The following is a 26,355-nucleotide window of genomic DNA, read 5'->3' as shown; positions in this document are numbered from 1 at the left end:
CAGCAGGTACAGCGCCAGGAACCAGGTGCGCAAAGGCAGCTTGGTGTGCTCGAACACCGTACCCGCGATGCTGGAGCACTGGTAGCCGCAGATAAAACACTCCCACAGCTGGCGACCTTTGCCGTTGCGCGTGAGAAAAAAACGCTTGCAACCGCAGTGCGCGCACTGCCAGCCGTGGGGCCAGCGGGCGGCCACCAGGGCTCGCTCGCATTGCTCCTCGCTGCCGTACTGTGCATGGAATTGCGCCAGCGACAGGCCGCGCTGGAATTGGATGGCGTTCATGGACATATCGCTCTCCTTGGCCTCCCGGTGCATTGGGCCTGTTGGTTGGAGGCAAAGCTTTGACGCGGAGTTCCAAGGAGGTCTGAGGCAAGTCGCTAATCAGGCTTTTTTATGCCTAAGTCGGCTTAAAGTGCCAGCAGCGCCTTGCGCGCCTGCGCCAGCCGCTCATCCAGGTAGGCACCATAAAAATCCGGCACCGCCACACCCACCAGGCGCTCGGCCAGTTCCTGCCCTTGCGGGCCCAGAAACAGCACGGTTGGCGTGAAGTTCGCCTTCAAGGCCTTGATTTGGGCGGCGGCCGTGCTGGCCTTGCCGTCAAAGCCCGTCAGCGGCGTGCTGCGGCTGCTGATGTCGAGTTGCCAGGCCGGCAGGCCGGTGCTGTGGCGTGCCGGCAGAAGGTAGTTGCGCCTCACCAGTTCGCAATAAGGGCAGCCGGGCAGGGTGACCAGCAACACCAGCGGCTCGCCTTGGCGGCTGGCTGCCAAGGCTGCTGCGGGCAGCGAGGCAGGCACCGGCAGGGCCGTGTCTTTGGCTTGTACGGTGGCGGGCAAGCTCAGTGCGGGCAGCAGCATGCCGCCGGCGAGGGCGCGGGAAAATTGACGTCGGTTGTGCAGGGGGTTCATGCGTTGGTGCAGTTCAGCAGGATTTGTGTCAGCGCATGGGCTTCGCTGATCATGGGGTCGTGGCCGGTGGGGAGTTCGACAAAGCTGGCCTTTGGCAGCCAGGCGCCGTTCCAGAATTTCGGGTCTTTCGCGCGCAGGCGGCTGGGGTCTATGGTGGCCAGAGCGGGCTGGGTGCAACTCACAAAGGTGCGCGGGATGGCGGCGACACGTTGCACATCAAAGTCCAGCGGCGCCTGGTAGGTGTTGCCGGGGTGCGGCGTCTGGCGGCGCCTGACCCAGGCGTGGTCCGCCTCATGCAGGCCGTATACCGCCGGGTCGGGCGGCGGAAAACTGAAACGGGTCGAGGCCTGGGCCGCCGACAGGCGCTGCTGCTGCGTCGCCGCTGACTGGGTGCTGCTCCAGCTTTCGCCGGGTTTTGGCAGCACGGCATCGACATAAACCAGGTGTTTCAGGTGCTTGCCCAGGCGGTCGGCCACGGCCGTGCCAATCATGCCGGCGTAGGAATGTACGACCAGAATCACCTCGTTCAGCTCTTCCACCTCTATGGTGCTGATCACGTCGTCGATGTGGGTGTCCAGCGTGATGGCTGGCGACAGCAGGTGAGCGCGCTCGCCAAGGCCGGTCAGCGTGACGGCGTAAACCTTGTGGTGATCCAGCTGCAGCGCCTGCGCCACGCGCCGCCAGCACCAGCCGCCGTGCCAGGCACCATGCACCAGAACAAAATTGTGTTTCATCGGATCACCTCTTGTGTTTCAGGTCAGACAGCCCTGTGCCGGAGTAGTTCAACATACGCTTGCGCGCAGCGACCATGCCATCGAGTGTGCACATGCCGCTATTTTGCCTTCAGATCATGGGCGGAGGTAGGTGGATGCTGGCGCAAGGCTCACTGAGCAAACGAGTCAAATGCCGAGCACTGGGCACTTCCCAGCGAAGTGGTGAGCCCATCCATCGGCTGTCTTTTCGCATTCAATCTACCTGTGTGCATTTACAGCGAGCTGAGGTAATCTGTTGGTTCTCATGAAGAATTTCAGAAGCCTAAGACCCAGTTTTTTCGCCGGGCGTCATGTTATCCGGCGTTTGTGTGGGATGCAGCAAAGTTGGGCTTCGTTCATGAGCAATGAAGCTTTTTTTCACAACTGCAAAAGAGGAAGAACAAGCATGGAATTGCCCGAACTGATCAGGCTTTACACGGGTGCGTGGAGCGAGCCTGACCGCGCGCTCAGGCAGCAATTGCTCGAACGCGTGTGGGCTGAGGACGGCACTTACACCGACCCCACTGCGCACGTCGCAGGCATACAGGCGCTCGTCGATCACATTGGCGGGGTCTTTCAACAATTCCCGGGCGCCCACTGTGAACTCACCAGCGGGATCGATATGCATCACGGGAAGCTTCGCTTCACCTGGCGCATGCTGCTTGCGGATGGGAAGGTGCTTCTGGATGGCATTGACTTCTGTGAGTTGTCCTCCGATGGCAAGCTGCATCGCATCGTTGGGTTCTTTGGGCCACTTGCGTCCAAACCTTAGATCGAGGATCACCCCATTCTTCAAGTCGACGCTGTTTCGCGGATCAGCTTCATTCGTTAGGTCGTTGGTGAAAACTGCACTCAAACTCCTGCTCTGCTACCTCGCATCAAGTTTTCTCGCTACCTGCTTGTCGCTTGTGTTGCAGCCGACCCATGCACACATACCGCAACTGTTGGTCTTAGCCTTCTTCCCCGCTCATCCAGTCGTGTGGGCGCGCGACGCTGTTCAGGGAAACATGTCATGGGCTCATGCCTTGTGTTTTGGCCTCGTCACGGCTTCCATGTGCATCGCCGCCTGGCACTATCGTCGGCCTCGCCATCAATCCTCGAAGGCCGTCTGAATCGATGACGACGACTCGCGCGCCATTTGACGCAAAGAAACGGGGCAGTCCATCTCATATATTGAGCGGATCACCCCTGTTGTTCAATCACACGACGCAATGGCCGTGCAGTAATGTCAGTACTGCTTGTAAGGCAGGAACTTGCCCGACAACACCACGTTGACGCGGTCACCCTTGGGGTCGGGCTGGCGCACGATGTCCATGCTGAAGTCAATCGCGCTCATGATGCCGTCGCCAAACTCCTCGTGGATCAGCTCCTTGATCGTCGTGCCGTAGATGCTGACGATTTCGTACCAGCGGTAGATCAGCGGGTCGGTCGGCACTGATGTGGGCAGCGAGCCCTTGTAGGGCACGACCTGCAGCCATTTTTGCTCTTCGGCGTTCAGGCCGAAAATTTTGGCTATGACCTTGGCCTGCTTGTCGTCAAAAGTCATCTGACCCAGGCAGCCGGCGGTGACCCACTCCTTGCTGAGACCGACTTTTTTGGCGGCTGACTCCCAGGTGATGCCTTTGCTGACTTTGACGCTGATGATCTTTTCGGTGATGTCGTTGCGGTTCATGGGGGCTCCTGTGATGAAAGGGGTGAAGTCGTTTCGCCCGGCGCGAACTGCGCCGGCCGGCAACAGACCTGAAAAGCAAGCCGCGTGCCCGGCTGGGCGCGGAGCCGGGCACAAGCGCTTGGACGTGGAGAGGAGCGGGCGTACGAATGCCTGTAAAGTGCAATGCTTTCCTACGATGCGCCCAGCTTTAGAACGCCCCATGCCACGACAGCCCCTGACTTTTTACGCCGCAGCCTTGAGCGCGCTGCTGGCGCTGGCCGCCTGCAGCCCGGCCTTTAACTGGCGCGAGGTGCGGCCCGAGAACACCCGCCTCAGCCTGCTTTTGCCCTGCAAGCCCGACAAGGCGCAGAAAATGGTGCCCTTGGGCGGGCAGCCGACCATGCTGTCCATGGTGGGTTGCGACGCGGGTGGAGCGACCTTTGCCGTGGCGGTGGCGGATCTGGGCGATGCGAGCAAAGCCGCCTCGGTGCTGGCCCAGTGGCAAAGCCTGACGCTGGCCAATATGAAGGCCGCACCGGGTGCCGCTCAGCTACGGCCACTCAAAGTGCCTGGTGCAGCGCTGCAGCCGCCTGCCGTGCATGTGGTGGCGCTGGGCCAGCGTGCCGATGGCAGCGCCGTGAACGGGCAGGCCGCCTACTTTGCCCAGGGCTCGCAGGTGTTTCAGGTCGTGCTGTATGCCGGCCAGATTCCGTCCGACGTGGCCGAGACTTTTTTCTCCAGTCTGAAACTTGAATGAGCGCTGTGAAGTGCTACCGTTGGCCTGCTGATTGACGCTCTTGTCGCCATGGGTTTTGGGCCGGTGACCCGCTTTCAGGCAAGGTTGGGGGTGTATTTGTGTTGTTGTCTGGTCTCTTGCGGCTATTTTTGAGTGTGAACGCAGATAATTAAAACCAATGAACGGCATTTTCATCATTGCCCACGAGCCGCTGGCTTCGGCGTTTCGCCAGTGCCTGCTACATGTGTTTCCCGACCATGTGGCCGGCGTGGCCGCGCTGGATGTGCAGGCCAACCTGCCGCCCGAGGAAACTCTGGCCCAGGCGCGCATCATGCTGGCCGAGCTGGGCTGCACGCAGGCGCTGGTGCTGACGGATGTCTTTGGCGCCACGCCTTGCAATGTGGCGCAAAAGCTGGTCGATGGCGAGAACACCAAGCTGGTGACCGGCGTTAATCTGCCCATGCTGCTGCGCACGGTGTCTTACCGGCACGAGGCGCTGGACGCGCTGGTGGCGCGCGCACTGGTGGGGGCGACACAAGGCGTGATGCAGGTGGCTATCACCGCACCACAAAATCAGGTACGTAGAACACATGATCAAGACCCGCACGACCATCAACAATAAGCTGGGCCTGCATGCCCGCGCATCGGCCAAGCTCACCAAACTGGCCGGCAGCTTTGCCAGTGAAGTCTGGTTAGCCAAGGGCGAGCGCCGCGTCAATGCCAAAAGCATCATGGGCGTGATGATGCTGGCGGCCGGCATGGGCAGCTCCGTCGAACTGGAAACTCACGGCGGCGATGAACAGGCGGCGATGGATGCCTTGCTGGCGTTGATTGGCGACAAGTTTGGCGAGGGGGAGTGAATAATGCCCCCACGGTCGCTCGCTTCGCGTAGCTTCCTGCCCCCCGAGGGGGCCGCTGCGCCTGCGGCCCGGCAAAGCCGGTTCCGCGGCCCCTGCTTGAATGAAGAGCAAACCCGGCGCAAGAACGCAGCTAGCCCTTTCACTGCGTGCCGCACTTTGGCCCGATCGCCGGGCGAAAAAATGCCATGACTTTTTCCGTCCACGGCCTCGCCGTCTCACGTGGTATTGCGATAGGCCGCGCCGTGCTGGTGGCCTCGAGTCGCGCGGATGTGGTGCATTACTTCATCGATGCGAGCAAAGTCATTGAGGAAATCGCGCGCGTCAGGGTCTCGCGCAATGCGGTGATGGAAGAAATCACCCGCTTGCAGCAAGACTTGCCCAAAGATGCGCCGCACGAGATTGCCGCCCTGCTGGACGTGCATCTGATGCTGTTGCAGGACGAGCAGCTGATCAGCGGCGTGAAGCACTGGATCACCGAGCGCCACTACAACGCCGAATGGGCGCTGACCACGCAGTACGAAATCATTGCGCGCCAGTTCGACGAGATGGAAGACGAGTATTTGCGCGAGCGCAAGGCCGATCTGGAGCAGGTGGTGGAACGCATACTGCGCCACATGAAGGGCGCGGCCTCGCCGGTGCAGCGCGCCGGCCAGGCCGGTGCCCGTCGCAAGCAGTCGCAGCAGGACTTGCTGCTGGACGACACCATGGATGTGCCGCTGGTGCTGGTGGCGCACGATATTTCCCCGGCCGACATGCTGCAGTTCAAGCAAAGCCTGTTTGCCGGCTTCACCACCGATGTGGGCGGCAAGACCTCGCACACGGCGATTGTGGCGCGCAGCATGGACATCCCGGCGGTGGTGGGCGCACGCAGCGCCAGCCAGCTGATACAGCAAGACGACTGGGTCATCATTGACGGCGATGCCGGCGTGCTGATTGTTGACCCATCCCCCATCATCCTGGCCGAATACGGCTTCAAGCAGCGCCAGGGCGAGCTCGAGCGCCAGCGCCTGAACCGGCTCAAGCACACACCGGCGCTGACCATGGACGGCCAGCGCGTCGAGTTGCTGGCGAACATTGAAATGCCCGAAGACACGCTGGGTGCGGTCAAGGTCGGCGCGGTCGGGGTGGGGCTGTTTCGCAGCGAATTTCTCTTCATGGGCCGCAATGGCAAGCTGCCTGATGAAGAAGAACAGTATCTGGCCTACCGCAAGGCCGTTGACGGCATGCACGGCCTGCCGGTCACCATTCGTACCGTGGACATAGGCTCTGACAAACCGCTGGACAGGCTCGCCGGGAAGGCGCAGGACAGTCACCTGAATCCGGCGCTGGGGCTGCGCGCCATCCGCTGGAGCCTGGCCGATCCGCCCATGTTCCTGACGCAGCTGCGTGCCATTTTGCGGGTGGCCGCTCACGGCCAGGTCAATCTGCTGGTGCCCATGTTGGCCCATGCCAGCGAGATCCGCCAGACCATGGCCTTGATAGAGCAGGCGCGCGCCCAGCTCGAGCACAGCGGCACGGCTTACGGCCCGGTGCGCCTGGGCGCCATGATTGAAATTCCGGCGGCGGCGCTCACGCTCAAGGTTTTTCTCAAGTACTTTGACTTCCTCTCCATAGGCACCAATGACCTGATCCAGTACACCTTGGCGATAGACCGCGCCGACGAGTCGGTGGCGCATCTCTACGATCCCTGCCATCCGGCGGTGCTGCGCCTGGTGGCCGACACGATTGTTGAATGCCATCGCCAGGGCAAGGAGGTCAGCGTGTGCGGCGAGATGGCCGGTGACCCCGGCATGACGCGCCTGCTGCTGGGGCTGGGGCTGCGCAGCTTCTCCATGCACCCATCGCAAATCCTCTCGGTCAAGCAGCAAGTCCTGCGTGCCGACGCCGGCAAGCTTGCGCCCTGGGCGCAAAAAGTGCTGCAAAGCGAGGAGCCGGCGGCCTTGCTGTGAAGCCGCCGACCAGCCCCGACAACACCGGCTGTGAATTGGCCCGCCCCATCGAGCTCGTCCTGCTTGCTGGCGGCTGGACCAGATTTACTTTCCTTGAGGTGACCGTGACAGGTCCGCTATGGGTTTTAAAAGTGGAACAGCAGCTCAACCCGTGACGTCAGGGCAGCGCCTTGACCTTATGCGGGTCTCATTCGGTTTGCACCAGCTTGAAGCAGATTTGAACGCGCAAGCCCTGGTCGCCCTCAAGCGGATCCAGCAGCGCAATCCTCGCTCCATGCGATGCGCAGATGTCGCGCACGATGGACAGGCCCAGTCCCGAGCCTTGGGTGTCGCGCTGGCCTGCCCGATAAAAGCGTTCGAAAACTTTTTCCCGCTCGGCCGGCGCAATGCCCGGGCCGTTGTCCTCCACCTCCAGCACGGCGCTGGTGCCGTCCTGCATGGCGCGCACGGTGATGGCGCCATGGGCTGGTGTGTAGCGAATGGCGTTATCAAGCAAGTTGGCCACCAGCTCGTGCAGCAACAGGGTGTTGCCGGTCATAAAGACACCTTGCTCCGGGCCATCAAAGCTCAGGTCTATGGTCTTTCTGCGGGCGGCTGCAATGTACTCAAGCGCGGCTTCCCGCGCCAGCTCGGCCAGGTCGGCCTTGGCGCCGGGCTGGCCTTGCATGGCCTCCGGTTCGGAGCGTGCCAGCATCAGCAATTGGCCGATCAATCGGGTCTGTCCATCAATCCATCCTTGTAGCGTCCGCAGCGTTTCGTGCGAGAGCTCGGCACGGTTCTGGCGCAACGTGTACTCGACCTGGGTGCGCAGTTCCGACAGCGGCGTGCGCAACTGGTGCGAAGCATCGGCAATGAAACGCTGCCGGCCTTCTATCAGTTTTTCAATCCGCGCGGTGTGCTGGTTGAGCGCCGCTATCAGGGGCTGGATTTCTGTTTGCACCGGGCTTGGATCTAGCGGGCTAAGGTCCCACGGCGAGCGCTTGAGCAGGTTGTCGCGCAAGGCCATCAGCGGCTTCAGGCCCCAACCCAGGCCGAACCAGACCAGCAGGGCCGAAGCCAGAATCAGCACCGCCTGGCGCTCCAGATCGGCGATCAGGATTTCCCGCGACAAGGCCTGCCGGGACTCGCCGGTTTCAGCCACCAGAATGATGACCGGGTCGGTGGTTTCCAGCCCGTAGACCTGCTTGTAGATGGCCACCAGGTAAATGGTTTCTCCCCGGTACTGGGTGCTGTAGTGGACCTGGGCATCGGCCCCCACGCCGCGGGGTTTTTTCGGCGGCATAGGCAGGTCGTCGTAGCCCGTCAGGGTGCTGCCATCGGGCGCGACGACGCGGTAAAAAACGCGCTCCTGCAAGTCCGTTTCAAGCAGCTGCAGCGCGACATAGGGCAGATCCACGCTCAGCTTGCCGCCCTTCAGGCTGACCTGGTCGGCAATGGTGTCGGCGGAAGCGATCAGCAGGCTGTCATAGGCTCGGTTGGCGGTCAGCTCGGCGGTGCGGTGGCTGAAAAAGGCATTGACCAGCAACAGCAGGCCCAGCGGCAGCAGCAGCCAGCCGAGCAGCTGCAGGCGAAGACTGTTAGCTCGCTTCAAGGAGGTAGCCAAGACCGCGCAGGGTCACGATGGAGATGCCGGAATTGTGCAGCTGCTTGCGCAGCCGGTGGATGTAGATTTCAACCACGTCCTGGCCCGTGGTGGCGTCGACCGAGAACACCTTTTCAAAGAGCTTTTCCTTGCTGATGGCCTTGCCGCCGCGCAGCAGCAGGACTTCAAGCACGGCGTGTTCCTTGGGGCGAAGCGCCAGCGTGACGCCGCCCAGCGTGAAGACCCGGCCAAGGCTTTCGTAGACCAGGGGCCCTAGCGTGATCAGGGGCGCGCTGACGCCATGGGTGCGCCGTATCAGCGCATGCAGGCGGGCCTCAAGTTCGGCGAGTTCAAAGGGTTTGGCCAGGTAGTCGTCGGCGCCCAGATTAAGTCCTGCCACCCGGTCGCTGAGCTCGCCCCGCGCGGTGAGCACCATGACGGGGACGCTGCTGCCGCGCGCCCTCAGTCGTTTGAGCACCGTCAGCCCGTCCATGGACGGCAGCCCCAGATCGAGGATGACGGCATCGTAAGGCTGGGTGAACAGCAAATGGTCGGCATCCTTGCCATCGTGCGCCATGTCGACGGCGTAACCACCGCCTTGCAAGGCCTTGACCAGCCATTTGGCCAACTCGGCACTGTCCTCAATCAATAGCAGGCGCATATCAAAATCTTTTCGCTTTCTCCGACCCGGGTGATAGCGGCAGCTGCATTTCAAGCCCCTGGGAGGGAGAGTGTTGAGTTAGGTGTTTTCCCTAGGGTTTCCCAAAGTAAAGCGGAAGGAAAGCTCATCTGCGGACACTGCCTGCATCGGTGGGGTGCCGCTCTGCGTGGCTGGCGCAGCGGGCCCCATCGCTGAATTTGACCATAAAACCCTTTAGGAGATAGACCATGCTGAACCGTCGCTTCCTGTTGTCCGCCTTTGCCATAGCCGCCTCTCTGACCGCTTCGGCGGCGGTTATGGCGGCCGAGAAAGTCACCATCATGGTGGGCGGCTATGAAAAACAAATCTATCTGCCTGCCAAGCTGACAGAGCGCCTGGGCTACTTCAAGGATGAAGGCCTGGACGTGGAGCTGCTCAACCAGCCGGCCGGCGTCGATGCGGAGCTTCAGCTGCTGGCCGGCGCCGTCGATGGCGTGGTGGGTTTTTATGACCACTGCGTGGACTTGCAGACCAAGGGCAAGTATGTGCAGTCCATTGTCCAGTTCAGCCAGGCCCCGGGAGAGGTGATCCTGGTGTCGACCAAGCATCCCGAGATCAAGTCCATGGCCGACCTGAAGGGCAAGACGGTCGGGGTGACGGGGCTGGGCTCTTCCACCAACTTCCTGACGCTGGCGCTGGCCGAACGCGCCAAAGTGCCCATGGGTGATTTCACCACCTTGCCGGTTGGCGCCGGCACGACCTTTATCGCCGCCATGCAGCAGGACAAGATCCAGGCCGGCATGACCACCGAGCCCACCATTTCCCGCATGGTCAAGACCGGTGAGGCCAAGGTGCTGGTGGACATGCGAACGGTGGAAAAAACCAAGGCGGCGCTGGGCGGCACCTACCCCGCCGCATCGTTTTACATGGACACCGCCTGGGTCAACAGCCACAAGGACACGGCGCAAAAGCTGGCCAACGCCTTTGTGAAAACCATGAAGTACATCAATACCCACACCGGCGCCGAGATCGCCGACAAGATGCCGCCCGAGTTCTACGTGGGCGACAAGGCGGGCTATATCAAGGCACTCGATGAAGGCAAGGCCATGTTCACGCCCGACGGCGTGATGCCCGCCGGGGGGCCTGAAACGGTGTTGGCCGTGCTGTCCGGCTTTTCGAAAAACATGAAGGGCAAGACCGTGGATTTGTCCAAGACCTATACCTCCGAGTTTGTGAAGAAGGCCAAGTAAGCCGCAGCCCAAAACCCGCGAGAAGAGAGAGACCCTTATGCCCAACACCTCCAGCCCGGCCTCACCGGCCGTAGAACTGATTAATGTGAGCCGCCGCTTCGTCACGCCCGATGGCAAGTCGATGACGGCGATCCGCGACTTCAACATGACCATAGAGCGCGGCGAGTTTGTCGCCATCGTCGGCCCCACCGGCTGCGGCAAGTCCACCACGCTCAACCTGGTGACCGGCCTGGCCAAACCCTCGGCCGGCGAGGTGCGGCTGTTCGGCCAGCCCGTGAGCGGCATAGACCCGCGCATCGGTTTTGTGTTTCAAACCGATGCCTTGTTTCCGTGGCGCAGCGTGATCGATAACGTGGTGGCCGGCCCCTTGTTTCGCGGCATGGCCAAGGACGAAGCCTATGCCCGCGCCGAAAAATGGCTGGCGCGCGTGAACCTGAAAGGTCATGAGAGCAAATACCCGCACCAGCTCTCGGGCGGCATGCGCAAGCGGGTTTCCTTGGCGCAGACCTTCATCAACGAGCCGGAAATCCTCTTGATGGACGAGCCCTTTTCGGCACTGGATGTGCAGACCCGCGTGCTCATGCACGACGCCTTGCTGGAACTGTGGTCGGAGGCCAAGGCCTCGGTGCTGTTCGTGACGCACGACCTGGAAGAGGCCATAGGCCTGGCCGACAAGGTCTATGTGCTGACGGCCGGTCCGGCCACGGTGAAGTCGGTCTACCCCATCGACATTCAGCGGCCGCGCGTGGTGTCTGACATCCGTTACGAACAACACTTTATTGACCTCTCCCAGACCATCTGGAACGACCTGCGTGACGAAGTGAAGCTGGGCGCCGCCCGGGCCGAAACCGTCGCCGCCTGAGCACAAGGACTAGCTATGACCCACTCCACAACAACAATCAATGGGCCGGTGTTTCGCACCGGCACCTCCGATGCCGAGATTGAACGCGCCGCCGCCGATGCGGCCATCAAACGACGGCGCATGGTTCTTTTCTGGCGCTTCCTGATCCTGATCGTTTTCCTGGTCGGCTGGGAAGTCTCAGCGCGGACCAAGCTGATTGATGAGTTCTTCTACTCCAGCCCTATCGCCATTCTGGAGCGGCTGGGTCAATGGATGGTCGACGGCACCGACGGTGTTTCCCTCTGGTACCACCTCTGGGTCACCATGGAAGAGGCCTTGCTGGGCTTTGGCAGCGGCGCCGTGATGGGCGTGATCGTCGGTGTGGCGCTGGGCCGCAACCGCATGGCGGCCGATGTGTTTTCCATCTACATCAAGGTCTTCAACTCCATCCCGCGCGTGGTGCTGGCACCCATCTTCATCATGATTCTGGGCCTGGGCCTGGCCTCCAAGGTGGCGCTGTCCTTTGTCATGGTGTTCTTTGTGGTGTTTTCCAACGCCTTCCAGGGCGTGCGTGAAGCCGATCGCTCCCTGATCGCCAATGCCCAGATCCTCGGCGCCACGCCCTGGCAACTGACCTGGTCGGTGATCGTGCCCTCGGCCATGAGCTGGATTTTTGCCTCGCTGCAGGTGAGCTTCGGCTTTGCCATCGTCGGCGCCATCGTCGGCGAGTTCGTCGGCTCGCGCTACGGCATCGGTCTGCTCATCAACATCGCCAAGGGCTCGTTTGATGCGGCCGGCATGTATGCGGCCATCGTCATCATCATGGTGGTGGCGCTGGCGGCGGAGTATTCGATGTCGCTGGTGGAAAAGCGCCTGGCCAAATGGCGACCGGCCGCCTTGAGCGAGACCAGTTGAGCGGTCTGACAGGGCGCCGAATCCGGCGCTGCAAAACAGAAACAGAACTGCCGGGCTTGCCCGGTAGTTCTGTTTCAGGCCTTGTTTTGCTATTAAATAAGTAGCTTCTTGCGCTTTCTCAGCATGCGCTTGAGGCCAATTTGATGCCCAAGTTTGGCCGCGCCGGCCTCAGCCCAGCGGCTTGAGCAGTTCCGCCACATCGCTTTCGCTAAACAGCGGCTGCTTGCGCGCCTGGGCGCCGCTGTACATGCTGTCGGCCAGTGCCGCCTTGCGCTCTTGCAGCGCCAGGATGCGTTCTTCTATGGTGCCCTGCGCCACCAGCTTGTAGACAAAGACCTGGTTTTTCTGCCCGATGCGGTGGGCCCGGTCGGTGGCCTGGTTTTCCGTGGCCGGGTTCCACCAGGGGTCGTAGTGAATCACCGTGTCGGCCTGCGGCAGGTTCAGGCCGACGCCGCCGGCCTTCAGGCTGATGAGAAAGAGCGGCACCTCGCCCGAGGTGAAGCGCTCAACGATGGCGTCGCGCTTTTGCGACTGGCCGGTGAGCTTGACCCAAGGTATTTTTCTGGCTTTCAGCTCATATTCAATCAGCGACAGCATGCTGGTGAAGGACGAGAACAGCAGCACGCGTCGGCCCTCGGCGATCATTTCGGGCAGCAGCTCCATCAGCTGCTCCAGCTTGGCCGATGACTTGATTTTTTTGGCCGAGTCCAGCGCCAGCAGACGCGGGTCGCAGCAGACCTGGCGCAGCTTGAGCAGGGCGTCCAGGATCTGGATTTGCGACTTGGCCAGACCCTTGCTGGCGAGCGCGTCGCGCACGGCTTTTTCGGTCGCCAGGCGTATGGTTTCATAGAGGTCGGCCTGCTTGCCCGACAGCTCTATGCTGGAGATGGTCTCTATCTTGTCGGGCAGCTCGGTCGCCACCTCGCGCTTGGTGCGCCTGAGCATGAAGGGCGTGACGCGGCGGCGCAGTTGCTCCAGCCGCTCGATGTCGCCCTGCTTTTCAATCGGCGTGCGAAACAGTTCCCGAAAGCGCGCCTGGCTGCCCAGAAAGCCCGGCATCAAAAAGTGGAACAAGCTCCACAGCTCGCCCAGGTGATTTTCCATGGGCGTGCCCGACAGGCACAGGCGGTGCCGGGTCTGCAATTGGCCCACCACCTGCGCGGCATGGGTGCTGGTGTTCTTGATGTTTTGCGCCTCGTCCAGCACCACCAGGTGCCAGGGCTGGGCCAGCCAGCGCTCGCGGTCGCGCTGCAGCAGCGAGTAGGGCGCAATCACCAGGTCGTGCCCGGCCATGTCGCTGGCCGCGTCGTGGCGTTCCTTGCCGTGCAGCACCAGGGTGCGCAGGCCGGGCGTGAAGCGTTCGGCCTCGCGGCGCCAGTTGCCCATCAGGCTGACGGGCGCGATGATCAGCGCCGGCTGGCTCAGGCGGCCGGCTTCCTTTTCGGCCAGCACATGGGCCAGCGTCTGCAGGGTTTTACCCAGGCCCATGTCGTCGGCCAGGATGCCGCCCAGGCCGTGCTGGCGCAGGAACTGCAGCCAGTTCAGGCCTTGCTGCTGGTAGGGCCGCAAGCTGGCCTGCAAGCCCGCCGGCGCCGGAACCTCGGGGATGGGCTGCTGGCCCACCAGCGGCTGCACCGTGGCGCGCAGTGCGGCCGCGCCTTCCCAGACGGCGCCTTCACCCAAGGCGGCGCTGGCGCGCAGCGCATCCAGCCGCGAGAGCTTGAGGCTGTCGGCGGAAAAATCATGGCCGCGCTCGCCCACCAGCTCCAGCAGCGCGGCCATCCAGGGCTTGAGCGCCTCGGTCGGCAGGCGAATGAAACCCTGGCCGCCGGGCGCGGGCAGAAAAATGAAAGGCGGCAGCGTGGGCTGGCCGCTCGCGTCGTCCTGCGGGCCGGCGGCCGCGGCGCCAATCAGATTGGGCAGCCAGGGCAGGATGTTGTGGCGCTGGCCGTTGATCTCCATGCCCAGCGACAGCTCAAACCAGGGCGAGCTGGCTTCGTCCTCGCCTGACGAACGCAGCTGCACATCCAGCGTCTCGGCGCGGCTGATCCAGCCGCTCAGGCCCTGGTCCAGCGTGAGCACGAAGCCGGCATCGCGCAGCACGGAGAAGTCGGTGTCGGCCCAATGCAGCCAGTCTTGCTGCGGCCCCTCGCCCGACAGGCCAAACACGCCGCCGTCGTTGGCCACCAGGCCCAGGTCCATCAACCGGGTGATGGCGTCGAGTTCGGCCTCGGCATCGCGCTGCAGCAGCACACGGCCTGCGGCGCCCTCAATCAGCACCGACAGGCCCTGGCCGGCCCACCAGCCGCGATGGCCCTGGTAGTCAAAGCGCAGCTGCGCCTGAATCAGGCCGCGGTGGCCGGCCTCTTGCGGCGAGCTCAGCGACAAATGCAGGTGGGCCGCGGGCCTGACGTTATCGAGCCGGCTCAGGCTTTGCAGCATGGGCGGCAGGGGCAGCGGGCCGAGCTGGCGTATCAGCTCGAGCTGGTGCTTTTGCAGGGCGGCTTCCTTGAGGGGCGGGGCCTTGAGCAGCACCGCCAGCTGGGCCTGCGGTATGCCAGCGGCCTGCACCTGGCCGCAGCGGCCCTGCGCGCTGTCCAGATAAAGCGGTGGGTTGTTCAGGCACAGCCTGGCATCGGCGCTGGCCAGCCGGGCGCGCAAGGCCCAGCCGGGCGGGCCGGCCTGCGGGCCAGCGACTTCCTGCCAGTGCCAGTTCAGGTTTTGCGGCGCGCCCCACTTGATGGCCTGACCGGGGTAGCCGTGGCCGTCGTCCAAGAACAGACGCCCGGTGCTGGCCGCCTGTTGCAGCGCGATCAGACCGGCCTGGCCGCTGGGGGCGGCGCTGGGGCTGGCGCTGTAGGCCGAGTAATGGCGGTCATGCTGCGGCATGGCCTGCAGCAGTTGCAGCACCTCGCGATCGGCGTCGCTGGCGGCGTCAAACAGCGCCTGGCCCAGGTGCGGCTGGCTTCTGATGGGCTTGGGTTTGGTCCAGCCGCCGCTGAGCCTGGGGCGGGCCAGTCTGGCTTCCAGATTGAGTTGCGGCGTCTGGCCCTGGCTGCCCAGGATGCTCAGCAGATAGACATATTGCTCGGGCTTGGGCTGGCCGGGCTGCTCGGGCGCGGTGTCCGTGGCCGAGTTGTTGGCTGCACGATCCAGCTCGCGCAGCCATCCCAGCAGCTGGGCGTCGGCCTGCTGCCTGGATTGCTCTTCGACGCGCTCTTGCGCCGCCTGCCTGGCGGCTTCTATCTTTTCGGGGCTGGGCGGACTGCGCGTGCTGGTGGTGGCAGCCTCGTGGCCCAGCAGGTGCAGGCCCTGGTAAGCCGCCTTGAGCATCAGCGCAAGGCCGTGCTTGCATTGGCGGCCGACCGGGCAGCTGCAATGACTGTCCCAGAAGTCGACCTGGCCGTCGGGCAGCAAGGCCATGTCTATGGACACTTCGTAGGGCGTGCGCTGACTGCCCTGCACATCGCCCAGCAGTTGCCAGTGATCCCCGCTGGGCTCTATGTCCAGCTGCAACACCTTTTGGCTGCGGTAAAGCTGCAAGCCGCGCGCCCAGGTACCGGGATCGGTCAGGGGGAACAGCGAACTGGCATTGAACCACGGCGCCGTGTGGGGCGCTTGATTTTGCATGAAATAGGCCTCAAGCCCTTGCAGGTCGGGCGCAAGAAGCTATCAAAATAATAGTAAAAGGCTCAGGCGCCAGCCACACCCGCCAGCACATGGCCGGCCTGCTGGTCGGCGTGGTAGCTGGAGCGCACCATGGCGCCCACGGCGGCATGGCTAAAGCCCATTTTGTAGGCCTCTTCTTCAAACATCTTGAAGGTGTCGGGGTGCACATAGCGGCGCACCGGCAGGTGGCTGGTCGATGGCGCCAGGTACTGGCCTATGGTCAGCATGTCGATGTCATGCGCGCGCATGTCGCGCATGACCTGCAAAATCTCTTCGTCGGTTTCGCCCAGGCCCACCATGATGCCGCTCTTGGTCGGCACGTCGGGGTGCAGCGCCTTGAATTTTTTCAGCAGGTTGAGCGAGAACTGGTAGTCGCTGCCGGGGCGCGCTTCCTTGTACAGGCGGGGCGCGGTTTCCAGGTTGTGGTTCATCACGTCGGGCGGCGCGGCCTTGAGGATTTCCAGCGCGCGATCGTCGCGGCCGCGGAAGTCGGGCACCAGGATCTCGATCTGCGTGGCCGGCGAGAGTTCGCGGATGTTCTTGATGCATTCCACGAAATGGCCGCTGCCGCCGTCGCGCAGGTCGTCGCGGTCCACGCTGGTGATCACCACGTACTTGAGCTTGAGCGCGGCAATCGTCTTGGCCAGGTTCAGCGGCTCGTCGGCGTCCAGCGGATCGGGCCGGCCGTGGCCGACGTCGCAAAACGGGCAGCGCCGCGTGCACTTGTCGCCCATGATCATGAAGGTGGCCGTGCCTTTGCCAAAGCACTCGCCGATGTTGGGGCAGCTGGCTTCCTCGCACACCGTGTTGAGCTTGTTCTCGCGCAGGATCTGCTTGATTTCGTAAAAGCGGGTGGTCGGGCTGCCGGCCTTGACGCGGATCCAGTCGGGCTTCTTCAGCACCTCGCCGCGCTCGACCTTGACCGGGATGCGCGACAGCTTGGCCGCCGCCTTCTGCTTGGCCAGCGGGTTGTAGTCTTGCTGGCTTTGCGCCTCATGAACCACGGGGTTGACGGTACGAAGGGCGGGAGTGGTTTCTGAGCTGCTCATGATGTGTTGGGTGTTTTGTCAGGCTATGGCGACAGCTGGATGATGAGCTTTTGGCCCAGTACATCCGCGGCATCTTGCCAACTGGCCGAGACCCCGATTGTAGAAAGGTCCGTGGTTTTCAGCCCGGCATAGCCGCAAGGGTTGATGCGGGAGAAGGGTTCCAGGTCCATCGCCACGTTCAGCGCCACGCCGTGGTAGGTGCAATGCCGGCTCATCTTGATGCCCAGTGCGGCGATTTTTCCCAGGCCGCGAAACGGGTCGGCGGGATGCATGGGGCCGCTCAGCGCGGCGTGTGAGAACGGATCGTCCAGGCGCACGTAAATGCCGGGCGCGCCCGCCACCCGGTGGCCGGTCACGCCGAAATGCGCCAGCGTTCTGATGACGGCCTCCTCGATGCGGTAGACATACTCCTTGATGAAGTAGCCGGCGCGCTTGAGATTAATCAGTGGATAAGCCACCACTTGCCCAGGCCCGTGAAAGGTCACCTGGCCGCCCCGGTTGGTTTGCACCACGGGGATCTCGCCAGGGTTGAGGATGTGGTCGATTTTGCCCGCCAGCCCTTGTGTATAGACCGCCGGGTGCTCGCAAATCCATAGCGCATCGGGCGCGGCTTCATCGCGCGTGGCGGTAAAGTCCTGCATGGCCTGGTAGGTGGTCAGGTAGTCCACCCGGTCCAGTTGGCGCATCAACATGGAAAGGCTGCGGCCGCAGCGCCGGGCTGCCCCAAGCAAGGCCAGCCCCCTCGGGGGGCAGCGACCCGCGCAGCGGCGGAGCGTGGGGGCAGCATTTTTACAGCACCACCTTGACCATGGGATGGGTGGACAGCGTGCGGTAGAGCTCGTCGAGCTGCTCGCGGCTGGTGGCGGTCACGGTGATGGTCACGCCCAGATAGTTGCCGCCCTTGCTTTCGCGCAGCTCTATGGTGGAGGCATCAAATTGCGGGTCGAACTGATGCGCCACCGCCGTGATGGCGGCCACCAGGCCGTCGACCTTGTTGCCCATGACCTTGATGGGGAACAGCGAGGGGTACTCGATCAGCGAGTCTTTGCGCGCACCTGCGTCTGCGGGCGTGCTGGGGGGAGTGTCTTTGGAGGTACTCATGACGATAAGGCTTGTTTGGCCTGCTGATAGGCGGCGTAGAGCTTGGCGTAGACCGGGCCGGGCTTGCCATTGCCCACGGGCTGGCCGTCCAGCAGGGTGACGGGCAGCACTTCCTTGGTGGCCGATGACAGCATCAGTTCGTCGGCTGCCAGCACCTCGGCGCGGCTGATGCGGCGCAGCTCAAAGTCTATGCCGGCGGCGCGGCACATCTCTTCAATCAGGCCGTAGCGAATGCCTTCGAGCACCAGCTTGTCCTTGGGCGGGCCCGAGACCTTGCCGTCCTTGACGACCCAGACGTTGCTGGAGGAGGCTTCGCTCAGGTAGTCGCCGCGGAACATGATGGTTTCCAGGGCGCCGGCGTCCACGCTGATCTGGCGCGAGAACACCGCGCCCAGCAGGCTGGTGCTCTTGATGTGGGCCTTTTCCCAGCGGAAGTCGTCGGCCGTGACACAGGTCACGCCTTGCTCGCGCTGCTGCTCGCTGGGCAGCTTCATGGTGTTGACCATGACAAAGACGGTGGGGCTCAAGCCGGGCAGCATGGGGTGGTCGCGCATGGCGACACCGCGGGAGATCTGGATGTAGATGAGTTGGTTGCCGTTCGCGGCGGCAGCGCCCATTTTTTCTACGTAGTCTGCTATCAATTTGAGAGAAACCTGGCGCCACTCGGCTAGCGTCAGGGGGTTGGGAATGCGCAATTCGGTCAGGCTGCGCTCCAGGCGTGCCATGTGCTGCTCAAAGCGGAACAGCTTGCCCGCGTAAGCCGGAACCACTTCATAAATCCCGTCGCCAAAGATGAAGCCCCGATCCAGCACGCTGATCTTGGCGTCTTTGAGGGCGGTGTATTCGCCATTGAGGTAGCAAGGGGTATCGGGCAGAGCGTTGACGGAAGAAGTGGTCATGGTGTGGTGTCAATCAAGTTGCAAGAAAGAGTGAAGCCTAAGAAGTGTGGCCGCTTCAGGCGAGAAAAAAGACGGCGGCAATGGCCAGCGCGCCCAATACCAGGTTGGCCATGGCCAGCGCGGCAATCTGGGCGACGCGACGGCCGCCTTCGGGCCAGTCGGACGCGCTAACGGCCAGCTTCAGACGGCGAAAAGGACCGAAATAAAGGTGGCCAAACAGCGCAAACATCAGCAGGCCGATACCGAGCATCAAGTGCCAGCCCATGGGCGCATGCTTCATGCCAACGCCCAGCAGCATCGCCAGACCGGTCAACAGCAAGACGGCTATGGCGATCCAGACCAGGGCAAAGAAACGCCGCAGGACTTGCGCAATCAGCGCCAGTCGTTGCGGCGGCGCCAGTTGCTCGGCGGCGACAGGTCTTAGCGCAAACAGCATGAAGGTGACTCCTCCCAGCCAGGCCATGGCGGCAAATAGGTGCAGGAATTTCATCAAGGCTGGCATGGCAAGTCTTTCATCGAGGCGTCAGTGTATCGGCTGCATCGCAACCGGGCGGCCTGGATGGCCTGCGCGTGCGGGTCGCGCTAAGCGTGATTGTGGCCCAGGCCCCGAGCGCTCGCCTTGAGTCGCCACGCCACGGCCTGTAATTCAAGTGGTGCACAGGGTTTTTGTTGGCGCGCAGGGGTTTCTACGTATAATCAAAGGCTTTGCTGATATTCGGCCCGTAACCTTCTTGTAATTCGTGATGCCAAAAATGACAAATGCAGCGGCAAAAAACCCTGTTGTCCAGGGCTCCGCGCAAGCGCAAATGGTTAGCGATGACAGGGTAGATGAGGCGTCGGATGAAGGGTTCAAGCCCCTGACACGTGAAGAAGCTGTAAAGATTCGAGCCTCGAATCCTCCAGTGTCTTTGTGGTGGGTGGTGGCAGGACAGGCGATCGTCGGGGTTCTTGTGGCCGTGGCGGCCTGGCTTTTCACCGGGCAGGCCCGGATGGGCTGGTCGGCGGGTTACGGCGCGCTGGCGGTGGTGATTCCCGCGGCGCTGTTTGCCCGGGGGCTTTCGCGTCAGAAGGCGGCGACTCAAGGGGGTGCCGCGCTGGCGGGGTTTTTTGTGTGGGAATTGGTCAAGATTGCCTTGACGGTAGCGATGTTGTTCGCTGCGCCAAGGCTGATTGCGCAATTGAGTTGGCTGGCTTTGCTGGCGGGCTTTGTGGTGACGATGAAGGTGTACTGGGTGGCCGTGTGGCTGCGCCCGGGACGCAAAGAGTCGATCAAAAAATTTTGAAAAATTGACGAACTGGTGACCTATGGCTGCTGAAAACGCTGGAACTACGCTGACGTCTGGAGACTACATCCAGCATCACCTGCATCATTTGCAGAAGGACTTTTCCTTTCAGAATGCCCAGCAACACAGCGTTGTTGACTTCAGTGTGTTCAACCTCGATTCGGTTTTTTACTCGGTCGTGTTGGGCGTGATCGCTTGCTTCTTCTTGTGGCGCGCTGCCCGCAAGGCGACCTCTGGCGTGCCAGGCCGCTTCCAGGCCGCCGTCGAAATCCTCTCGGAAATGGTCGACAACCAGGCCAAGGGCGTGATTCGCAACGCCACCAGCCGCAAGCTGGTGTCGCCACTGGCACTGACTGTGTTCGTCTGGATTTTCCTGATGAATGCGATGGACATGCTGCCTGTCGATGCGATTCCTTATCTGTGGCACAGCGCTGGCCCGGCAATGGGCTTCAAGGATTACATGCGCGTGGTGCCAACGGCCGACGTCTCGACCACCCTGGGCCTGTCCTGCAGCGTGCTGCTGGTCTGCCTGGTCTATAACATCAAGATCAAGGGTCTTGGCGGCTGGGCGCATGAGCTGATCGCCGCGCCCTTTGGTAACCACTGGTTTTTGTATCCGGTCAACTTCCTGATGCAACTGATTGAATTCGCAGCCAAGACCATGTCTCATGGTATGCGACTGTTCGGCAATATGTTTGCCGGTGAACTGGTTTTCATGTTGATCGCCCTGATGGGTGGCACATGGGCCTGGCAGTTCAACCCCTTGACGGGTGGTTTCTGGCTGGGATTCGGGCATGTTGTTGCCGGAACCGTGTGGAGTATCTTCCACATTCTGGTGATCACCCTGCAAGCCTTCATCTTCATGATGTTGACGTTGATTTACGTGGGACAGGCCCACGATTCACACTAAGCTTTTTTCGTAGTTAGCCTTTCTTTTTACTTTTCCTCTCATCTTTAGGAGCAATCATGGAAAACATTCTCGGCCTCGTCGCTTTGGCTTGTGGTTTGATCGTTGGTCTCGGTGCTATCGGCGCCTCTATCGGTATCGCCCTGATGGGTGGCAAGTTCCTGGAAGCTTCGGCTCGCCAGCCTGAACTGATGAACGACCTGCAAACCAAGATGTTCATTTTGGCCGGTCTGATCGATGCTGCTTTCCTGATCGGTGTTGCTATTGCCCTGCTGTTCGCTTTTGCAAATCCGTTTGTCCTGAAGTAATTTCCCGGCAAACCCTGTCACGTTCGATAAGGAATAAGCCGTGAACATTAACTCCACCCTGTTCCTGCAGGCTGTCGTTTTTGCGATCCTGGTGTGGTTCACGATGAAATTCGTGTGGCCCCCGATCACAAAAGCGCTGGACGAGCGGGCACAGAAAATCGCTGACGGCCTCGCCGCCGCCGACAAGGCCAAAACGGAGCTCGCCACCGCCAACAAGCGTGTGGAAGCCGAGCTGGCAACGTCGCGCAACGAGACCGCCGTCCGTCTGGCTGATGCGGAACGTCGGGCTCAAGGCATTGTTGAAGATGCCAAGGCTCGTGCGACCGAAGAGGCCAACAAGATCATTGCTGCGGCCCAGGCTGAAGCCGGTCAACAAACGGTCAAGGCCCGTGAGGCACTGCGCGAGCAGGTCGCCCTGCTGGCTGTCAAGGGTGCCGAGCAGATTCTCCGCAAGGAAGTCAATGCTGGCGTTCATGCCGATTTGCTGAGCCGTCTGAAAACCGAGCTCTAAGCAAAGCAGAGAACACTATGGCTGAACTTGCAACCATTGCCCGCCCCTATGCGGATGCGCTGTTCAAGGCGCAGGGCTCCGATCTCGCCGCAACGGCGGTCTGGCTCGATGAGCTGGCTGTCGTGGCAGAAAATCCTCAGCTGCTTCAGCTGGCCGATAATCCGAAGGCGGATGTGGCTCAGGTGTTTGGCGTGATAACTGGTGTGGTGCGCAGCGCCTTGCCGGATGCCGCCAAGAATTTCCTGATGCTGGTGATCGAAAACGGTCGCCTGCCTGTGCTGCCCGAGATTGCCCGTCAGTTTCGTTCGCTCAAGAATGCTGCCGATGGCTCATCCGAAGCCGTCGTCTTCAGCGCTTTCCCGCTGGATGGCCAGGCGCTGGCCGATGTTGCTGCCGCGCTGGCACAGCGTTTTGGGCGCAAGCTCAGCATCAAGGTCGAGCTGGATAGCTCCTTGATTGGTGGGATTCGCGCGGTCGTGGGTGACGAGGTGCTGGATACCTCGGTCAAAGCCCGTTTAGAGCAAATGAAAGTGGCGCTGATTTCGTGATCGGTCGCCCAGGCGTGCCGCCCAAGTTTTTAGCCAACAACATAGAAAGAAGGAAAGAGTCATGCAACTCAATCCCGCAGAAATTTCTGAACTGATCAAGAGCCGTATCGAAGGCTTGGCAGTCAGTGCCGACATCCGTAACCAAGGTACTGTTGTGTCGGTGGCCGACGGTATCGTTCGTATCCACGGCTTGTCCGATGTGATGCAGGGCGAGATGCTGGAATTCCCCGCTACGGCGGATGGCACGCCTACCTATGGCCTGGCGCTGAACCTCGAGCGTGACTCGGTCGGCTCCGTGGTGTTGGGCGAGTACGAACACATCGCTGAAGGCGACACCGTCAAGTGCACCGGCCGTATTCTGGAAGTGCCGGTCGGTCCCGAGCTGCTTGGCCGCGTGGTTAACGCACTGGGTCAGCCGATTGACGGCAAAGGTCCTATCAACGCCAAGCTGACCGACGTGATCGAAAAGGTCGCACCTGGCGTGATCGCCCGTAAATCGGTGGATCAGCCTCTGCAAACCGGTATCAAGTCGATTGACTCCATGGTTCCCGTCGGCCGTGGCCAGCGCGAACTGATCATTGGTGACCGCCAGACCGGCAAGACCGCTGTGGCCATCGACGCCATCATTGCGCAAAAGGGTCAGGGCGTTAGCTGCATCTATGTGGCTATCGGTCAAAAAGCTTCCTCCATCAAGAACGTCGTGCGTTCCCTGGAGCAAGCCGGTGCCATGGACTACACCATTGTGGTGGCGGCCTCGGCTTCCGAGTCGGCTGCTATGCAATATGTGAGCGCCTACTCTGGTTGCACCATGGGCGAGTATTTCCGCGATCGCGGCCAGGACGCGCTGATTGTTTATGACGATCTGTCCAAGCAGGCCGTGGCTTACCGTCAGGTATCGCTGCTGCTGCGTCGTCCACCAGGCCGCGAAGCCTATCCCGGCGACGTGTTCTATCTCCACAGCCGTCTGTTGGAGCGTGCAGCTCGTGTCAACGCCGACTACGTCGAAGCTTTCACCAAGGGTGAAGTCAAGGGCAAGACTGGTTCGCTGACGGCATTGCCCATCATCGAAACGCAAGCCGGCGACGTGTCCGCTTTCGTGCCGACCAACGTGATTTCGATCACCGATGGCCAGATCTTCTTGGAAACCAGCCTGTTCAACGCCGGTATCCGTCCCGCGATCAACGCCGGTATCTCGGTGTCCCGCGTCGGTGGTGCAGCGCAGACCAAGCTGGTGAAGAATTTGTCCGGCGGTATCCGTACCGATTTGGCTCAGTACCGTGAATTGGCTGCGTTCGCGCAGTTCGCTTCCGACCTGGATGAAGCCACCCGCAAGCAGCTGGACCGCGGTGCCCGCGTGACCGAGCTGCTCAAGCAGGCCCAGTACTCGCCGCTGTCGATTTCCAATATGGGCGCCACGCTGTTTGCCGTGAACAAAGGTTTCATGGACGACATCGAAGTCAAGAAGGTGTTGGCTTTCGAGCACGGCTTGCACGCCTGGCTCAAGGACAAGCACGCCGCATTGATGGCCAAGCTTGAAGCCAACAAGGCCATGGACAAGGACGCCGAGGCGGAACTGCACACGGCTGTGACGGCGTTCAAGAAGTCGTTTGCCTGAGCCTGTCTGACTTCATAAAAGTTAGGCAAGTCTCAAGAACCCCTTAGGAACCCATATGGCAGCAGGCAAGGAAATACGCGGCAAGATCAAATCGGTGGAGAACACCCGAAAGATCACCAAAGCCATGGAGATGGTGGCGGCCTCCAAAATGCGCAAGGCGCAGGAACGGATGCGCGCTGCCCGTCCTTATAGCGACAAGATCCGCAACATCACGGCCAACCTGAGTCAGGCCAATCCCGAGTACACCCACGCGTTCATGGAGTCCAACGACGCCAAGGCCGCCGGATTTATCGTGGTGACGACTGACAAAGGTCTGTGCGGTGGTTTGAATACCAACGTGCTTCGTGCGGTGACGGCCAAGCTCAAGGACCTTCAGGCGGCGGGGCATGAGGCCCAGGCCGTGGCCATTGGCAACAAGGGTTTGGGTTTCCTGAATCGTATCGGCGTCAAGGTGGTGGCTCATGCAACCCAGTTGGGCGACAAGGCCCATCTGGAAAAACTGATTGGCCCCGTCAAGGTGTTGCTCGATGCGTACAGCGAAGGCAAGATCAGCTCGGTTCACCTGTGCTACACCAAGTTCATCAATACGATGAAGCAGGAATCGGTGGTGGAGCAGTTGCTGCCGCTGACGGCTGCGCACTTGCAAGCCGACAAGGACCAGCATGGCTGGGACTACATCTACGAGCCGGACGCGCAGACCGTGATTGACGACCTGCTGATTCGCTACGTCGAGGCGCTGGTGTTTCAGGCCGTGGCCGAAAACATGGCTTCCGAGCAGTCTGCCCGCATGGTGGCCATGAAGGCCGCCACGGACAACGCCGGCAGCGTGATTGGCGAACTCAAGCTGGTTTACAACAAGACGCGTCAAGCGGCGATCACGAAAGAACTTTCGGAAATCGTCGCCGGTGCTGCAGCGGTCTAAGCCGCCAGACCCGATTTAAAGATTAAAGAAAACGGAAAAGGATCCAGTCATGACTCAAGCTCAAGGCAAGATTGTTCAGTGTATTGGCGCGGTGGTGGACGTGGAGTTTGCGCGCGACCAGATGCCAAAGATTTATGACGCGCTCAAGATGGAAGGCTCTTCGCTGACGCTGGAAGTCCAGCAGCAGCTCGGCGACGGCATCGTGCGTACCATTGCCCTCGGTTCGTCCGACGGTTTGCGCCGTGGCAACGTGGTGTACAACACCAACGCCAACATCACCGTGCCCGTGGGCAAGGCCACCCTGGGCCGCATCATGGACGTGCTGGGCGCGCCTATCGACGAGCGTGGCCCGGTTGACCAGACCTTGACCGCTCCGATTCACCGCAAAGCTCCGGCTTACGACGAACTGAGCCCTTCCCAGGAACTGCTGGAAACCGGCATCAAGGTGATTGACCTGGTTTGCCCGTTCGCCAAGGGCGGCAAGGTGGGTCTGTTCGGTGGCGCCGGCGTCGGCAAGACCGTGAACATGATGGAACTCATCAACAACATCGCCAAGGCACACTCGGGTCTGTCCGTGTTTGCCGGCGTGGGTGAGCGTACCCGTGAAGGTAACGACTTCTATCACGAGATGGCCGATTCCGGCGTCGTGAACCTCGAGAAGCTCGAAGAATCCAAAGTGGCCATGGTCTACGGCCAGATGAACGAGCCCCCAGGAAACCGTCTGCGCGTCGCGCTGACCGGCCTGACCATCGCCGAGTCTTTCCGTGACGAAGGCCGTGACGTGCTGTTCTTCGTGGACAACATCTACCGCTACACCCTGGCCGGTACCGAAGTGTCCGCGCTGCTGGGCCGTATGCCTTCCGCTGTGGGCTACCAGCCTACGCTGGCCGAAGAAATGGGCCGTCTGCAAGAGCGTATTACCTCGACCAAGGTTGGTTCCATCACCTCCATCCAGGCCGTTTACGTTCCTGCCGATGACTTGACCGATCCTTCGCCAGCTACCACTTTTGCTCACTTGGATTCCACCGTGGTGTTGTCGCGTGACATCGCTTCGCTGGGTATCTACCCTGCGGTGGATCCACTGGATTCGACCAGCCGTCAGCTGGACCCAGCCGTTGTCGGCACCGACCATTACGAGACCGCCCGTGCGGTGCAGGGTACGCTGCAGCGCTACAAGGAATTGCGCGACATTATCGCGATTCTGGGTATGGACGAACTGGCTCCTGAAGACAAGCTGGCCGTGGCTCGCGCCCGTAAGATTCAGCGTTTCCTGAGCCAGCCTTTCCACGTTGCAGAAGTGTTTACCGGCTCGCCCGGCAAGTACGTCAGCCTGGCTGAAACCATTCGCGGCTTCAAGATGATTGTTGCTGGCGAGTGCGATCACCTGCCAGAACAGGCCTTCTACATGGTCGGTACCATTGACGAAGCGTTTGAAAAAGCGAAAAAAGTTTAACGGGCGGTT

29 protein-coding genes are annotated in these 26,355 nt (G+C 61.5%); 17 read left to right on the top strand and 12 right to left on the bottom strand.

Annotated features, from left to right (window positions below; genetic code table 11):
- The 3 genes from BM160_RS09705 to BM160_RS09695 all read right to left on the bottom strand — a co-directional run.
- Positions 1–288, bottom strand: a 288-nt coding sequence (locus tag BM160_RS09705) for a transposase (protein ID WP_369821765.1), incomplete at its 3' end; no start/stop codon positions are given.
- 119 nt (positions 289–407) lie between these two features.
- On the bottom strand, positions 408–905 hold the full coding sequence (locus BM160_RS09700) for a thioredoxin domain-containing protein (protein WP_092004147.1): 498 nt from the start codon (positions 903–905) through the stop codon (positions 408–410).
- Complete coding sequence (locus tag BM160_RS09695) at positions 902–1,639, bottom strand: alpha/beta fold hydrolase (RefSeq protein ID WP_092004144.1); 738 nt, start codon at positions 1,637–1,639, stop codon at positions 902–904. The genes BM160_RS09700 and BM160_RS09695 overlap by 4 nt, the downstream gene beginning before the upstream one ends.
- Positions 1,640–1,922: 283 nt before the next feature.
- Here BM160_RS09695 and BM160_RS09690 point away from each other — a divergent pair, with 283 nt between their 5' ends.
- Positions 1,923–2,429, top strand: coding sequence for a nuclear transport factor 2 family protein (locus BM160_RS09690; RefSeq protein ID WP_369821764.1), 507 nt, complete (start codon positions 1,923–1,925; stop codon positions 2,427–2,429).
- A gap of 456 nt (positions 2,430–2,885) precedes the next feature.
- On the opposite strand, the gene cynS is transcribed toward BM160_RS09690, so the two are convergent.
- Positions 2,886–3,329, bottom strand: coding sequence for a cyanase (gene cynS / locus BM160_RS09685; protein WP_092004138.1), 444 nt, complete (start codon positions 3,327–3,329; stop codon positions 2,886–2,888).
- A gap of 199 nt (positions 3,330–3,528) precedes the next feature.
- On the opposite strand from cynS, the gene BM160_RS09680 reads away from it, so the two are divergent.
- The 5 genes from BM160_RS09680 to BM160_RS22575 all read left to right on the top strand — a co-directional run bounded on the left by BM160_RS09680 (position 3,529) and on the right by BM160_RS22575 (position 7,008).
- A complete protein-coding gene (locus BM160_RS09680; RefSeq protein ID WP_092004135.1) occupies positions 3,529–4,065 on the top strand; it encodes a hypothetical protein in 537 nt (178 codons plus the stop codon).
- Between the two features lie 157 nt (positions 4,066–4,222).
- A complete protein-coding gene (locus BM160_RS09675) occupies positions 4,223–4,666 on the top strand; it encodes a PTS sugar transporter subunit IIA (protein ID WP_092004131.1) in 444 nt (147 codons plus the stop codon).
- Positions 4,635–4,904 carry an HPr family phosphocarrier protein gene (locus BM160_RS09670; RefSeq protein ID WP_092004128.1) on the top strand — a complete coding sequence of 90 codons (270 nt, stop codon included), beginning with the start codon at positions 4,635–4,637 and terminating at the stop codon, positions 4,902–4,904. Before BM160_RS09675 ends, BM160_RS09670 begins: the two co-directional genes overlap by 32 nt.
- Before the next feature lie 185 nt (positions 4,905–5,089).
- Positions 5,090–6,853 carry a phosphoenolpyruvate--protein phosphotransferase gene (gene ptsP, locus BM160_RS09665; protein WP_092004179.1) on the top strand — a complete coding sequence of 588 codons (1,764 nt, stop codon included), beginning with the start codon at positions 5,090–5,092 and terminating at the stop codon, positions 6,851–6,853.
- Positions 6,850–7,008, top strand: coding sequence for a hypothetical protein (locus BM160_RS22575; RefSeq protein WP_177218969.1), 159 nt, complete (start codon positions 6,850–6,852; stop codon positions 7,006–7,008). Before ptsP ends, BM160_RS22575 begins: the two co-directional genes overlap by 4 nt.
- A 32-nt stretch (positions 7,009–7,040) precedes the next feature.
- Here the strand turns inward: BM160_RS22575 and BM160_RS09660 are convergent, their stop codons facing one another.
- Positions 7,041–8,444 carry a sensor histidine kinase gene (locus BM160_RS09660; RefSeq protein WP_177218968.1) on the bottom strand — a complete coding sequence of 468 codons (1,404 nt, stop codon included), beginning with the start codon at positions 8,442–8,444 and terminating at the stop codon, positions 7,041–7,043.
- Positions 8,431–9,096, bottom strand: coding sequence for a response regulator (locus BM160_RS09655; protein ID WP_092004121.1), 666 nt, complete (start codon positions 9,094–9,096; stop codon positions 8,431–8,433). The genes BM160_RS09660 and BM160_RS09655 overlap by 14 nt, the downstream gene beginning before the upstream one ends.
- A 227-nt stretch (positions 9,097–9,323) precedes the next feature.
- Here BM160_RS09655 and BM160_RS09650 point away from each other — a divergent pair, with 227 nt between their 5' ends.
- Genes BM160_RS09650 through BM160_RS09640 form a run of 3 tightly spaced genes read left to right on the top strand, consistent with a single transcriptional unit; the run spans position 9,324 to position 12,081 of the window.
- Positions 9,324–10,325: an ABC transporter substrate-binding protein gene (locus tag BM160_RS09650; RefSeq protein WP_092004119.1), complete on the top strand. Its 1,002-nt coding sequence runs from the start codon at positions 9,324–9,326 to the stop codon at positions 10,323–10,325.
- 37 nt (positions 10,326–10,362) lie between these two features.
- Positions 10,363–11,187 carry an ABC transporter ATP-binding protein gene (locus BM160_RS09645; RefSeq protein WP_092004116.1) on the top strand — a complete coding sequence of 275 codons (825 nt, stop codon included), beginning with the start codon at positions 10,363–10,365 and terminating at the stop codon, positions 11,185–11,187.
- A gap of 15 nt (positions 11,188–11,202) precedes the next feature.
- On the top strand, positions 11,203–12,081 hold the full coding sequence (locus BM160_RS09640) for an ABC transporter permease (RefSeq protein ID WP_092004113.1): 879 nt from the start codon (positions 11,203–11,205) through the stop codon (positions 12,079–12,081).
- Positions 12,082–12,249: 168 nt separating this feature from the next.
- On the opposite strand, the gene BM160_RS09635 is transcribed toward BM160_RS09640, so the two are convergent.
- From BM160_RS09635 to BM160_RS09610, 6 genes are all read right to left on the bottom strand, one after another.
- Positions 12,250–15,711, bottom strand: a complete 3,462-nt coding sequence (locus tag BM160_RS09635; RefSeq protein ID WP_092004111.1) for a DEAD/DEAH box helicase — start codon at positions 15,709–15,711, stop codon at positions 12,250–12,252.
- Positions 15,712–15,773: 62 nt separating this feature from the next.
- The gene (lipA, locus tag BM160_RS09630) at positions 15,774–16,799 is read right to left on the bottom strand and encodes a lipoyl synthase (protein WP_255368786.1); all 1,026 of its coding nucleotides are present in this window, start codon (positions 16,797–16,799) and stop codon (positions 15,774–15,776) included.
- 23 nt (positions 16,800–16,822) lie between these two features.
- Positions 16,823–17,491, bottom strand: coding sequence for a lipoyl(octanoyl) transferase LipB (gene lipB / locus BM160_RS09625; RefSeq protein WP_092004105.1), 669 nt, complete (start codon positions 17,489–17,491; stop codon positions 16,823–16,825).
- Between the two features lie 97 nt (positions 17,492–17,588).
- Positions 17,589–17,900, bottom strand: coding sequence for a YbeD family protein (locus tag BM160_RS09620; protein ID WP_092004103.1), 312 nt, complete (start codon positions 17,898–17,900; stop codon positions 17,589–17,591).
- Complete coding sequence (locus BM160_RS09615) at positions 17,897–18,799, bottom strand: D-amino acid aminotransferase (protein WP_092004100.1); 903 nt, start codon at positions 18,797–18,799, stop codon at positions 17,897–17,899. The genes BM160_RS09620 and BM160_RS09615 overlap by 4 nt, the downstream gene beginning before the upstream one ends.
- 55 nt (positions 18,800–18,854) lie before the next feature.
- Positions 18,855–19,301, bottom strand: a complete 447-nt coding sequence (locus BM160_RS09610) for a DUF4149 domain-containing protein (protein ID WP_092004097.1) — start codon at positions 19,299–19,301, stop codon at positions 18,855–18,857.
- Positions 19,302–19,605: 304 nt separating this feature from the next.
- Here BM160_RS09610 and BM160_RS09605 point away from each other — a divergent pair, with 304 nt between their 5' ends.
- The 8 genes from BM160_RS09605 to atpD all read left to right on the top strand — a co-directional run bounded on the left by BM160_RS09605 (position 19,606) and on the right by atpD (position 26,346).
- The gene (locus tag BM160_RS09605) at positions 19,606–20,082 is read left to right on the top strand and encodes an ATP synthase subunit I (protein WP_092004176.1); all 477 of its coding nucleotides are present in this window, start codon (positions 19,606–19,608) and stop codon (positions 20,080–20,082) included.
- A gap of 22 nt (positions 20,083–20,104) precedes the next feature.
- A complete protein-coding gene (atpB, locus tag BM160_RS09600; protein ID WP_092004095.1) occupies positions 20,105–20,992 on the top strand; it encodes a F0F1 ATP synthase subunit A in 888 nt (295 codons plus the stop codon).
- Between the two features lie 56 nt (positions 20,993–21,048).
- Positions 21,049–21,297 (top strand): F0F1 ATP synthase subunit C, encoded by a 249-nt coding sequence (gene atpE / locus BM160_RS09595; RefSeq protein ID WP_092004093.1) that lies wholly within the window; start codon positions 21,049–21,051, stop codon positions 21,295–21,297.
- Positions 21,298–21,337: 40 nt separating this feature from the next.
- Entirely contained in the window at positions 21,338–21,808 is a 471-nt protein-coding gene (locus BM160_RS09590; RefSeq protein WP_092004090.1) for a F0F1 ATP synthase subunit B, read from the top strand.
- Positions 21,809–21,825: 17 nt separating this feature from the next.
- A complete protein-coding gene (locus BM160_RS09585; protein WP_092004087.1) occupies positions 21,826–22,356 on the top strand; it encodes a F0F1 ATP synthase subunit delta in 531 nt (176 codons plus the stop codon).
- A gap of 61 nt (positions 22,357–22,417) precedes the next feature.
- Positions 22,418–23,971 (top strand): F0F1 ATP synthase subunit alpha, encoded by a 1,554-nt coding sequence (atpA, locus tag BM160_RS09580; protein ID WP_092004084.1) that lies wholly within the window; start codon positions 22,418–22,420, stop codon positions 23,969–23,971.
- Between the two features lie 55 nt (positions 23,972–24,026).
- Entirely contained in the window at positions 24,027–24,893 is an 867-nt protein-coding gene (atpG, locus tag BM160_RS09575) for a F0F1 ATP synthase subunit gamma (RefSeq protein ID WP_092004081.1), read from the top strand.
- 49 nt (positions 24,894–24,942) lie between these two features.
- Positions 24,943–26,346, top strand: coding sequence for a F0F1 ATP synthase subunit beta (gene atpD / locus BM160_RS09570; protein WP_092004078.1), 1,404 nt, complete (start codon positions 24,943–24,945; stop codon positions 26,344–26,346).
- Positions 26,347–26,355: the final 9 nt, after the last annotated feature.

The sequence above is a fragment of the Polaromonas sp. OV174 genome (assembly GCF_900112285.1).
Taxonomy (GTDB): domain Bacteria; phylum Pseudomonadota; class Gammaproteobacteria; order Burkholderiales; family Burkholderiaceae_C; genus Polaromonas.
The sequence above is the reverse complement of the archived record's forward strand: the minus strand, read 5'-3'. Positions and strand labels throughout refer to the sequence as shown.